We start from the raw sequence: 12,775 nt of genomic DNA on the forward strand, positions 1-12,775 counted from the left end.
TAGCAACCCCCGCCGTGGCGGATTTGGTTTAGATGCTAAACTAACCTCCCGAAGCAAGTTCGGGATAACAGCTTTTTGATTAATAATAAATATGAACTTAACAACCTAAATTGGGTATCCCGAAGAGATACCCAATCAAGTTGGGTAATATTAACGTTTAGAGAACTGGAATTTCTTACGGGCTTTTTTCTGACCGAATTTCTTACGTTCTACCATTCTTGGGTCTCTAGTCAACAAACCTTCTGGTTTTAAGATACCTCTGTTTTCGTCATTAAGCGTACACATAGCACGTGAAATGGCAAGACGAATGGCTTCTGCCTGTCCAGTGATTCCTCCACCAAATACATTTACAGAAATGTCGAAAGTTTTTTCGTTATCCGTAAGTGTCAATGGCTGTTTTACCTTATACTGAAGCGTTCCTGTTGGGAAGTAGTTTTCCAACTCGCGCTTATTGATTGTAATGGTCCCGTTTCCTTCTTTAAGGTAAACACGTGCAACCGCAGTTTTTCTTCTGCCTATTTTGTGAATTGTCTCCATTATTTACCGTAGTTAAGTTTAATAGTTCTTGGCTTTTGCGCTTCTTGGCCGTGATTGGCATCCGCATAAACCTTTAAATTTCTGAACAATTCTGCTCCCAATTTATTTTTGGGAAGCATTCCTTTTACAGCCTTTTCAATAAGCCTTGCAGGGTCTTTTTTGTACATCTCTGCAGCGGTAAGGCTACGTTGTCCACCAGGATAGCCTGTGTGGCGGATGTAGGTTTTGTCATCCCACTTGTTTCCAGAAAGATCTACTTTACCAGCGTTTATAACGATAACGTTGTCCCCGCAATCTACGTGTGGAGTAAAACTAGGCTTGTGCTTACCGCGCAGTAATACTGCAACTTCGGCAGCAAGACGACCCAATGCCTGGCCGTCCGCATCTACCACCAACCATTCTTTTACAACGGTGTTTTTGTTGGCAGATACTGTTTTGTAACTTAATGTATCCATTTAGTTTTTGTCAATTGTTAATAAATCATTGTTTTCTCACCCTCAAACAAATAGAATTTTGTCTAAGAGGGGTGCAAATGTAGTGTTATTTATTTGAAAAGCAAGGGGTGACAATTAAATTTTCTTTTAGAAAAGACTTAAGACCGCTGCGCTGAAAGACGAAAGATATAAGACTAGAATAATTCTGAATTCTGAATTCTGAATTCAGAATTCAGAATTGGATCAACAGCTATGTCAGGTATTTTCGTTTATTGTTCTTATAACTCCCCCATCATAATGAAAATTTTCACTCCTCCTCCTTCGGATAAGTTTCGATTTGGTTTTCGATTTCGTTTTCGTTTTCCCTTCTTATTCCAAGGTTAAAACCAAATCTCCCTTCATAACCATTGTTCCCGGTTTTAAGGTTACGGATTTTACCGTTCCCGATTTATTTGCGGTTATTGTGGTCTCCATTTTCATGGCTTCAATGATGAACAAGGAATCATTTTTATGGATTTTCTGTCCTTTTTTTACCAATACCTTATATAAACTTCCCTGCAAAGGTGCGCCATATTGATTGCTGTCGTTTTCGTCTGCTCGTACATTTACTTCTTTTTGTACGAGTATGGATTTATCCTTAATCTCTACGAACCGGTTTTCACCATTTACTGAAAAGAAGACAATTCTTATTCCGTTTTCATTTGGAATACCTATAGATAGAAGTTTTACCAATATGGATTTTCCAGGTTCCAGCTCGATTGTTGCCTCTTCCTGTGGTTTCATTCCATAAAAGAAATTTTCCGTGGAAAGAATTGCAGTATTTCCATATAGCTTATACTTTTCGTGGGCGTCTTCAAATACGCGTGGATATAAACTGTAGGAAAGGAAATCCTCAAACTCAAGGGATCTCGAAAAGTTTTTTTGAAACTTTTTATTGAAAGCACTTACTTCCGCATCAAAATCTATGGGTTCTAAATGTGCATTTGGCCTGTCGGTATAGGGAGGAATGTTTTTTAGGATTATTTTTTGAAGTTCTTCGGGGAAACCGCACAAAGGTTGACCAAGGTCCCCTTTAAAGAAGCTGATTACCGATTCTGGAAATGATAGCGATTCGCCACGCTGCATAATATCTTCTGGTTGCAAATTGTTGGTTACCATAAAGATGGCCATGTCTCCAACTACTTTTGAACTTGGAGTAACCTTTATCAGATTTCCAAACATTTCGTTTACGAGACCATACATTTTCTTGACCTCATCAAACCGATCGCCTAGACCTAAAGCTTCAGATTGCGGACGAAGGTTGGAATATTGACCGCCGGGAATCTCGTGCTGGTACACTTCCGCGGTACCGGATTTTAAACCTGATTCAAACGGATAATACTTTTCGCGTACATCTTCCCAATAGTTTGAAAACTCATTCAATTTGGTAATGTTGAATTCGTGTTCGCGCTCGTGGTTTCGCATCATTTCAACTATGGAATTGAAATTGGGCTGCGAAGTAAGTCCGGACATTCCTCCCAAAGCAACATCAACAACATCAACGCCCGCTTCAATAGCCTTTAAATAAGTTGCGGATTGAATTGAAGAAGTATCGTGGGTATGTAAATGAACAGGGATATTTAGAGTGTCTTTTAATGCAGAAACAAGTTCGCCAGCCGCATAAGGTTTTAGCAATCCTGCCATATCTTTTATACAAATAATATGAGCTCCTGCATTTTCCAAGTCCTTTGCAAGCTGAGTGTAGTACTTTAAAGTGTATTTCGTTTCTTTAGGATCGAGAATATCGCCTGTATAACTTATGGCGGCTTCCGCCAATCCTCCAGTTTTGTTGCGCACATAGTTAATGCTGGGTTCCATTGCTTTTACCCAGTTTAACGAATCGAATATCCGGAAAATATCAATTCCGTTTTCCCACGATTTCTCTACAAACTTTTCAATAAGATTATCCGGATAGGCTTTATAGCCAACTGCATTGGAACCTCTAAGAAGCATTTGAAAAAGAATGTTCGGAATTCTTTCACGAAGTTCACGAAGCCGCGTCCACGGACTTTCATTTAAAAAACGAAGACAGACATCAAAAGTTGCTCCGCCCCACATTTCAATACTAAATGTGTTTGGATGGTTTTTAGCGAAACTTTCTGCCACTTCAATCATATCATACGTTCGCATTCTTGTAGCCAACAATGACTGGTGGGCATCGCGAATAGTCGTATCGGTATAATGAATTTTTCTTTCATTTAATAACCACTGACTGAATTTCTCTGGTCCCAATTCCGTCAATAAATCCTTGGTGCCTTTTGGGTAGGCTGCAGAAGAATCGAATTTTGGAATTTTCGGAGTTCTAAAAACTTTATTCTTGTCGTATTTTTTAACGTCTGGATTTCCGTTGACAATAACTTCCCCTAGATAATTAACCACTTTGGAAGTTCGATCTTGTGGCAGTTTTATTTCGAACAAAGAAGGAGTATTGGCAATAAAATTAACCGTAGCCTTTCCTTCAATAAAAGTTTTATGTTGAATTACATTTTGAAGAAAATGAATATTCGTTTTAACTCCCCGAATTCGGAATTCTCTAAGGGCGCGCGTCATCTTACGAACCGCACCGTCCAAAGTACGGCCACTTGCAGAAACCTTTACCAACATGGAATCGAAAAATGGACTTACACTGTAGGATTGATATATGCTTCCCGCATCCAGCCTAATACCCATTCCCGAAGCACTTCGATACGTTGTTATGGTGCCGTAATCGGGAGTGAAATTGTTTTCCGGATCTTCCGTGGTCAAGCGACATTGCATGGCAAATCCGTGGGTAAATATACTATCCTGATCGTATATTTTTATTTGTTTATCCGATAGTTTGTAGCCGCCCGAAACGAATATTTGCGTTTTAATAAGGTCAATTCCGGTAACCATTTCAGTAACGGTATGCTCAACCTGTATTCTTGGGTTTACTTCAATAAAAAAAACATTGTCATTTTTGTCAACTAAAAATTCAACCGTTCCCACGTTATTGTAATTTACCTCTGTGGCTATCTTAACGGCATATTTATAAAGTTCATCCTTTACTTTCTGCGAAACATTAAAAGATGGAGCAATTTCTACTACTTTTTGATGTCTCCGCTGAACTGAACAATCGCGCTCAAATAAATGTCGGATATTGCCGTGATTATCTGCTACAATTTGGACTTCCAAGTGTTTTGGGTCTTCCACATATTTTTCCAAAAACATGGTATCGTCGCCAAATGCATTCAACGATTCACTACGAGCAGATTCAAAATTGTTGGTAAGGTCTTCGTCATTTCTTATTACGCGCATTCCTCGTCCGCCACCGCCGGAGGCAGCTTTTAGCATCAATGGATAACCAATTGTATGCGCTTCGGAAATAGCAATCTTTAAAGACGTAAGTTTTTTTGTATTACTTTTAATAATGGGAACCCCACATTTTTCAGCGATTTTTTTAGCCGTTATTTTGTCGCCCAGAGCATCCATTACTTCCGGATCAGGACCTATAAAAATAATTCCATTTTTTGCACAGTTTCTTGCAAACTCCGAGTTTTCTGAGAGAAATCCGTAGCCGGGATGAATGGCATCTACATTTTTTGCTTTAGCAATCGCAATGATGGCATCCCCATCCAAGTATGGCTTTAATGGATCATTGTTTTCTCCAATTTGATAAGACTCGTCGGCCTTATAGCGGTGTTGTGAATACCGATCTTCGTGGGTGTAAATGGCCACTGTGGTTAAGTTTATTTCCGCACAGGCCCGCAAAATTCGGATCGCAATTTCGCCGCGATTGGCAACAAGAACTTTTTTGATTTTCATCATGGAAAACAGTCGGTTAGAATTTAAAAACAGTGGTAAAGATAGGGAACCCCCTTGCAGAGGAAATTAAATTTTTGAAAATTTTAAAAAAAATTAATTTTTCTCCATTTCTATTCCTCTTTTTTTGATAATCTGAGACAAAATTTACTGGAATGGAGACCTTTGCTTTTTTGAACGAGGGATTAAAAAAATAGAATTATGATCTTAATTTTTCCTTGATAATGTATGGATTTTCATTTTTATAATTCCTTGTAACATAGTCTAGGGCACTCGATAAAATCCTACCCATATTTGTCGCTTTTTTAAAATTTACATCTCCGGTAAGTTTAAAGAGAGACATCTTTAACTGCTTCACTTTTTCAGGAGGGGCAATAACGTCGTGCCGCATACAATTCATTAATCGTCTTAATCTTTTTTTCTCGCTTGTAGCACGCTTGGCCAAAAGTGATCTTTCTTCATTTTTATATTGATCTATAGATTCTTGACGAAGAAGGTCCAGCGTCATTTCTACCAATTTGTTGTTCTCTTTTAAAAACTGTGGTTTATAAACTTTTATATTTCCTTCATAACATTGTTGGTCGAAATCGATAGCGCGAATTCTGTATTGAATCCGATCGAAGTCATGGGTAAGAACAATTACGTAATTATAAGATCGCATATCGCCCAAAAGCCTAATAAAACATCGTTCATTGAATTTTACAAACTCTTTTACCACCTGCATTTTATCCTGGTCGCTGCATTTATCCAAATGATTCTCTATAAAATCATCTCCAGGAATACCTATAATATGCTCTTCTATTAAAGTGTTTTTATGAACTAAAAAATTCACGCTGTTTGGAGAGAGAATACTTTCCAGTTCTAGTCCATAAATACGCGAGGCATCGGCGGTTTTTATATACATATACGTATAGTTATCATTCAGTATATTCCGAACTTTTACACGGAAAGGTTTTGAGTTTCCGAACGTGCAAAAATCTACACTGTCAATATTGAGATAAGGCAAAATAACGTCGCTTCCATCAGATAACAAAAGTGAATAGATCTTCTTTAAACTGTGGTTTATTTCTTCGGTTTCAAATTCTGAATAGTAAACGCTGACCCATAAGGTGTCTTTTCCGTTTTCATCAAAAATGGAAACCGATCCTTGAAAACGTAGCAGGTCATCATAATAGACGGGAATTTGGATTGTCCGTCCGTGCCTTGTAAGGTATTTTAGAAGCACCTCATTTATTGGGTAACTAGGCTTCTTTTTGGAAATTAGTTTATTTTGATTTCCCATAGAATTCTGTAATAATGTCTAAAGATACAGATTTCATAATACAGGAATCTGACTTAATAATTTTGTGTTGTTATAGTTAAAGTCCTTATAAAACTCCTTAAATCTATTATAAATGAATAGCTCCTGATTTCTAGATGTTTTTAATTTGAGGGGAAACAATTAAAAAATGAAATTATGAAACGATTAATGAGTGTATTTTTTATTGCCGTTTTATTTGTAGCATGTTCATCAGACGATGATAATAAATCCCAAGCTACACTTGTAGGAAGTTGGACTTTGGTGGAATTAAATGCTGCACTTCCAATAGACTTCAATAATGATGGAACCGCCAACCGCAACATTATGAAAGAAATTCCCTGTTACGAAGGCCATGCTTCTTTTACGGAAGACGGAAATTACCTTCTTACTTTAAGTAAGGTGAATGCGGAAATTGACGGCGGTATATGGAATATTGAGTGTGACGGAAGTGTTGTAAATTCAGGTACCTATACTCTGGATGGTGACCAACTTACGATAAACCCCGACAATCCAGATGAGGAATCGAGTACAACTACTATTGATTTAAATAATAACACGGTTAGATATTCAATGGAAGCCGGAGATTTAGGAACGGTAGAGTTTGTTTTGAAACGTGATTAATTAAAAAAAATAGCATTATTAAATGAATAACCTATTCTAGAAAAAGTATTTTTTCACTGAAATTACCTTTCATTAAAACTTAAAAAGCTGGAGCCTCAACTCCAGCTTTCTTTATTGACATAAATCCGAAAATCAAATTTATTGTTCTTGAACGTGGTTAAAAGCAATGAAAAAACCTTGGTAATTTAAATTATAAACTTTGGGAAAAAGAACTCAGATCGAAACTGTCGGGAAAGTTTTTTAAAAACTTCTATTTTTATTTGGAAAAAGACCTGTCTTAATCTTTTATTATGAAGCTATTGCAAAATTAAGTACCTTTAATTGCCCTCCTCTTATCTTCTAAGTTATCATTATGGATACAATTATTGGTCACACGGAGTGTTTCCGTTTAAAATTGTGGAGTTCAATCTTTTTGTTTTTCTTATCACTAAATGCGATTTCACAAGATGGAATGGCACAATTTCAGATTATCGAAATGCTTTTTAATGGGCAAAGGGTTACCACGGTTAATTTAACTATATTAAGTCCCAACGAACCTCCTTTTACTGGCCCAGTGCCTTACGATCCCCAAAAATTGTATAGGTCGGGAACTACTTTTAAAACTCCCGATGGCACGTCCATTGTTCTTTTCTGTAAAGGACAAAAACAGGTTATGCAGCCCAATTCTGCCCTAAAATTGAGTTTTGTAAAAAATGGAATTAAAGCTGAAACTTTAGTTGGCAAGGTTAAACACTTTTTAAAGGATGTAAAAAGCAGCCTCAGTTTTTATAAAGCTGGAAATGGATTTACCTGGGCGCATGCTGAGGGGACGATTTTTGAGGTGGAAGCTTTTGAGAAGAGTAAAAAAGCTAAATTTTCTACTGAACAGGGAACAATTTCAATAATTGAAGAAATTCCTGTGAATATTAATGAAAAGGCTAAAAATCAGATTGATAGAAGCGGAAAAGCTGAGGAGCGTCAACTCACTTCGTCAAAAAGAACTTATAACTCCGCGGGGGACGAATATATAACAAATAATGTTCAGGCTTTTGAATACGCCACTTTCGATGAGGCTTTGGAGGCATTTGATAATGAAACTTATAAAAAGGATGAAGCGGTAGATTTAGAAAATCCAGACTATGCTTTAATAGAGGAGTTAGCTGGCGATTTTACATTATTGGGTGGCTTGTATTTAGAAGATGGGCAGCCGGTAATGGCAATTGATCCGCTCCGGAAGGCTTCAGATTACTATCAATTAACAGACCCCGAGGGATATTTGACTTTGGAATCTTTTCTCTATCTCGCGGAAGCTTTGATCCTTTCTGAGGATGATAAAAATAGAATTGAAGGTGAAACAATTGCAGAGGAAATTATTAAAATGTTAGAAAACATCCTAGGTGACGAGGTGGAGAATATGGAATACGCTCTGGGAAATGAAGATTATGATTTAGTATGGGATATTAAAAATGATTTAGTAGTTATCTGTGAATATTTAGGTTGGTCCTACGATTTATTGGATGATAGGGAAAACGCAAATATTTATTATGACTTTGTGGATCAATATAGCGATGATTAATATTATCCACCACCAATAAAATAATTGGGATTTTGGTGATTTCTACTCCCATACCCGAATCTAATCGAGAGGTGCTAACCGGGAAAATTCTTAAAAATAAAAGTTTTTGAACTTGCCATTCGATATCTATTTGTATTTAATTTGAAAAGTAATTTTACTTGTTGTTGTTTTTTTCTTATGTAATAATTAACTGTGTTTTGTTTAATAGAAAGGGGAAATGTTTGAGCTTTCAATTAAATATCTTGTAATGATATAAGATTATCTTAATGTTTGTTGGGAGGCTATTACAAATTTAAGTACCTTTAATTGTCTTCTTTCTCACTATAAATTTAGATTATGAAAACAATTTTTCTTCACAAATCTAGTTTTCGTTCAAAATTATGGGGTTCTACCTTATTTTTTTTCTTATCACTAAATGCAACGGCCCAATTTCAGATTATTGAAATGCTTTTTAATGGAGAAAGAGCGACCACCGTTAATTTAACCATTTTAGCTCCCAATGAGCGTCCCTTTACGGGTCCAGTTCCTTTTGATACCCAAAAAATATACAACTCCGGAACTACTTTTAAAACCCCCGAAGGAACTTCTATAGCTCTTTTGTGTAAAGGACAAATGCAGGTTATGAGACCAAATTCTACCTTAAAATTAAGTTTTATAAAAAATGGAATCAAGGCCGAGACTCTTACTGGAGTGGTGCAACACGTTTTGAAGGATATAAAAAATAATCTCAGTTTTTATAAGGCCGGAAATGGGTATGCTTGGGCGCACGCTGAGGGAACCATTTTTGAGGTACAAGCTTTTGAGAAGAGTAAAAAGGCAAAATTTACAACTCAAGAAGGTACTATTTCGATAATTGAAGAGGTTCCTGTTACTATTGCAGAAAAACCTAAAAAAGAAATTAACAGAAGTGAAAAGGCGGGGGAGCGACAACTTACTACCTCAAAAAAGACCTTAAACTCTGCAGGTGATGTCTATATTACAAATGAGGTTCCTGCTATTGGATACGAAACATTCAAAGACGCTTTAAATTCACTCGATGACGGAATCTACAGCAGAGATAACAATGTAGATTTGGGTAATCCCGACTATGCTCTAATTGAAGAATTAGCCGGAAATTTCAGTTTATTGGGTGGCCTATATTTGGAAAACGATCAGCCAGATATGGCTATTGATCCTCTTCGGAAGGCTACAGACTATTATGAATTAACCGATCCCGAAGGATTCTTGACTTTGGAATCTTACCTCTATCTCGCGGAGGCCTTAATTCTTTCTAAGGATGAAAACAACAAAACCGAAGGTAAAATGTCTGCCAAGGAGATTGTTAGGACCTTGGAAAAAATCTTATATGAAAATGTAGATGATTTAGGGTATGCCGTAAAAAATGGAGACCATGATCTAGTATGGGATATAAAGGATGATCTGGTAACTATTTGTGATTATTTGGGCTGGGCTTACGACTTATTGGATGAAACCGGAACGGCAAATGAATATTACCAATTTGCCGAGGAATATAGCAATGATTGATATATGAACCTTCTTACCCTTAAACGACTCGCCGTTTATCTACTCACTTTCTTTGTGATCCTTGGTCTCTCTTTTGCCTTCGCTGGTATCTGGAAGCAATGGGATAGGGGCATTTATAGATCGCTTTATATGGATAATGATTCCGCAACAGAGAAACTTAGTGGGAAAATTATGGTTGTCGATCTCGAGAAACCCGAAATGGACTCTAAAGATGCTTCCTTGGGAGTTTTCAGAAAACGTATTATTTCCTTTCTTAACACCGTAGCACACCGTGTTGAGGATAAGAAGGAATATCCGCGAGCGGTAATATTGGATATTTCTTTTTCAAAGGACTCCATAGAATTAAAGGAACTAAAGAAGGCACTGGTTTCCTTAAAGGATCAGGGAGTTAAAATATATGCCGTCTATAGTTTAAAAAGTTATTTTGAAAATGAAATGTTGGGTTTTCAAGCAAATGATGTCCAGCAAGCGACGGTTTTGTACGATAGCGTCTTCGATGGAGGTAGATTACACGCAGGTTTTAGGATAGATGACGATCTAATAACTTATCCGTCAGATATTTTTATAAATGGAGCTTTCGATACGGTGAAAATTGAATCGGTCATTAAACGTGTGGTCTTAGATGATAGGGATGCTGATTATATTCCAGAATTTCGGCAATTTGTCGCCCCTCTTGGACCAATTGAGCCTATGTACGCCCACACTTATAACTTTGAAGAAGCCACCGGTGAAGATTTAATAGGAAAATTTGTTCCAGATAGTCCAGAAAGTTCTTCCTTAGATTTACGTGATAAATTCATTATTGTTGGGGATTTAAAACACGATTACCAGCAGGATTTAGGAATGGCTCGAACTTATATAATGGCGTGGGCACTAAATGAAAGAATAATTGATAGTAAAATTGCAAAACAACCACTGGATTCCGTGGCAATTATAATCGGTCAAACCATTTTCTTCAGTTTATTTACCGTCCTGATATTTGCCTTTCTTTTTAAATACTGGAAAGGATTACAAACCAAGCCGAAAATCATAGCTGTTTTAGCTTTTGTGGTGGGATTGGTTTTTTTCATTCTTTATGGAATTCTCATTTATAATTTTGATAGAATAATTCCTATTGGCCTAACTCTTATTGGGATGGTAATTGCTACACTTTTAGCCTGGCGATTTGCGTATAAGTTTTTAGTTACTGGCATTGCCGAAGGGTCACAGAAATATGATGTGTTTATAAGCTACTCGCACGGTAATAGTGACTGGGTAAAGAAAAATGTGCTAGAGCCATTGAGGGGATATAGAAAACCCAATGGTGATAAGCTGAACATTTTTTTTGATGAGAAAAGTATAGGTGTTGGCGAGGCGTTTACTTCAAAATATATGTGGGCCATTGTCGATTCTAAATATTTTCTTCCCGTAATTTCAGAAGAATATTACAAAAAGAACCACTGTCGTAATGAAATGGACCTAGCGTATAAACGATATGTGGAAAAACTGCTTCTTTTGCTCCCTATTGCGTTTTCGTATCAAGCAGTCCCCGAAATTTATAATCAGATTAATTTTGCCGATATAACTGCAACTCCCAATTTCATGGATAAAATTAAGGAGGAATTGGAGAAATAGATAAGGCGATAATACAGCGTGAAAGCTATGTTTTTTAGTCTGAATCAGACAAAAGACCACTTCGCTATAGCACTTAAGACATAAGATTTGAATGGTTGACGCTAATAAATTATTGAATAACTTTCAAAATACTATCGATTTCTTTTTCGGTATTTTCATCATATCCCGTTTTCGAGTAGACAATTTTTCCATTTTTATCAGTCATAAATAAAGTAGGATAGCTCCAGACGTTGAATTTTTTGACTGTAGTCGAATCTACGAAAACAATTGGATAATCCATTTTATGATATTTTATAAAATCCAAAAGTTTCGTCTTGGAAACAGAATCATTATCAAATGGGTTGAGCCCAATGATCTTTATGTTCTGATCTTTATATTTTTGATGCAATCTGTTGAGTTGTGGAATGGTTTGAACACATGGCTGACATGAGCGGTACCAAAAATCGAAAAGTACAATCTTGTCTTTAAGATCAGTGGATTTAAAGAGCTCTTTTCTCTGTGGAAAGTACTCTCCTTTAAACTTTGGGACTTTGGAACCATTTTTTAAAGGCGCAGTTTCTTCTTCAGTGCGAGGTTTGAAATCTTTGAATATGTATTGCTTTGTAAGCGCTTGGAACCGATTTTCTAAGTCTTTCGCAGTTGAGGTGTTAAATTGGATATTGTATAAGTCCCACTGATTATACTGAATGAGATTATCCAATTCTGCTTGGTAGGTTTTCCTTAGAATGTGATTGTTAGAAGAATCTATTATGAGTTCTAAAGACTGATTGATCACTGGAGGATCGTCTTTTACTCTTATTTGAATCTTTTCAATGTCATTTTCCTTTGAATAAGAAATAACGTTTGAAGAATCCGTGGCAGCCTTTTTTAATTTCTGAGGATTTAGGAAATTGATGTTAATAACTTCACCATCGACCATCCCTGTAATGGAGGATGGAGGATTTTTTTCAAGATCAAATCGAGTAACTTCTTTTTTATTGTGGTCAATGTAATAGAGATCGGATAGGTCGTAATATTTTGTAAAGTTATTCAGACTGTCTTTGCGGCTATACCAAATGTATCCGCCAAAGAGGGAATCTTTTTCAGATTTAATAAGAATGCAATGCGCTTTTAATTTGGTAGTATCGTCATAATCGAAAAACTTAATTCTATAATCAACATCATATTCAATGGAAAGTTTATCCGAATACGCTTTAAGAAATTCAGAAAAGTTTTCCTTTCCAGTTTTCTCCTTTTCCACACATCCAATAAAAAGAGAGACTGCCAATGCGAAAAAGATAGATCTGCGTTTCATTATTTCTGCTCTTTTTTCTAAAGATAGCTTCTAAATCAATCTAATTACTAAATCAGTTTCGCCCGAGTATTATTCAG

The 12,775-nt window shown here is 36.5% G+C and carries 9 protein-coding genes; 4 read left to right on the forward strand and 5 right to left on the reverse strand.

What is annotated here, in order from left to right; all coding sequences use genetic code 11:
- Positions 1–150 precede the first annotated feature (150 nt).
- The 4 genes from rpsI to EI546_RS12760 form a co-directional block, all read right to left on the reverse strand.
- Positions 151–537: a 30S ribosomal protein S9 gene (rpsI, locus tag EI546_RS12745; RefSeq protein ID WP_128250898.1), complete on the reverse strand. Its 387-nt coding sequence runs from the start codon at positions 535–537 to the stop codon at positions 151–153.
- On the reverse strand, positions 537–992 hold the full coding sequence (gene rplM, locus EI546_RS12750; protein WP_128250899.1) for a 50S ribosomal protein L13: 456 nt from the start codon (positions 990–992) through the stop codon (positions 537–539). The genes rpsI and rplM overlap by 1 nt, the downstream gene beginning before the upstream one ends.
- 348 nt (positions 993–1,340) lie before the next feature.
- Positions 1,341–4,793, reverse strand: coding sequence for a pyruvate carboxylase (locus tag EI546_RS12755; protein ID WP_128251619.1), 3,453 nt, complete (start codon positions 4,791–4,793; stop codon positions 1,341–1,343).
- 196 nt (positions 4,794–4,989) lie between these two features.
- Positions 4,990–6,072: a hypothetical protein gene (locus EI546_RS12760; RefSeq protein ID WP_128250900.1), complete on the reverse strand. Its 1,083-nt coding sequence runs from the start codon at positions 6,070–6,072 to the stop codon at positions 4,990–4,992.
- Between the two features lie 174 nt (positions 6,073–6,246).
- Here EI546_RS12760 and EI546_RS12765 point away from each other — a divergent pair, with 174 nt between their 5' ends.
- From EI546_RS12765 to EI546_RS12780, 4 genes are all read left to right on the forward strand, one after another.
- Positions 6,247–6,711: a lipocalin-like domain-containing protein gene (locus EI546_RS12765; protein WP_128250901.1), complete on the forward strand. Its 465-nt coding sequence runs from the start codon at positions 6,247–6,249 to the stop codon at positions 6,709–6,711.
- Between the two features lie 352 nt (positions 6,712–7,063).
- Positions 7,064–8,266: a hypothetical protein gene (locus EI546_RS12770; protein WP_128250902.1), complete on the forward strand. Its 1,203-nt coding sequence runs from the start codon at positions 7,064–7,066 to the stop codon at positions 8,264–8,266.
- A gap of 336 nt (positions 8,267–8,602) precedes the next feature.
- Positions 8,603–9,790: a hypothetical protein gene (locus tag EI546_RS12775; RefSeq protein WP_128250903.1), complete on the forward strand. Its 1,188-nt coding sequence runs from the start codon at positions 8,603–8,605 to the stop codon at positions 9,788–9,790.
- Between the two features lie 3 nt (positions 9,791–9,793).
- On the forward strand, positions 9,794–11,404 hold the full coding sequence (locus tag EI546_RS12780; protein WP_128250904.1) for a toll/interleukin-1 receptor domain-containing protein: 1,611 nt from the start codon (positions 9,794–9,796) through the stop codon (positions 11,402–11,404).
- Between the two features lie 109 nt (positions 11,405–11,513).
- On the opposite strand, the gene EI546_RS12785 is transcribed toward EI546_RS12780, so the two are convergent.
- Entirely contained in the window at positions 11,514–12,698 is a 1,185-nt protein-coding gene (locus tag EI546_RS12785; RefSeq protein WP_128250905.1) for a TlpA family protein disulfide reductase, read from the reverse strand.
- Positions 12,699–12,775 lie beyond the last annotated feature (77 nt).

The organism is Aequorivita sp. H23M31, from assembly GCF_004022485.1.
Taxonomy (GTDB): Bacteria; Bacteroidota; Bacteroidia; order Flavobacteriales; family Flavobacteriaceae; genus Aequorivita; species Aequorivita ciconiae.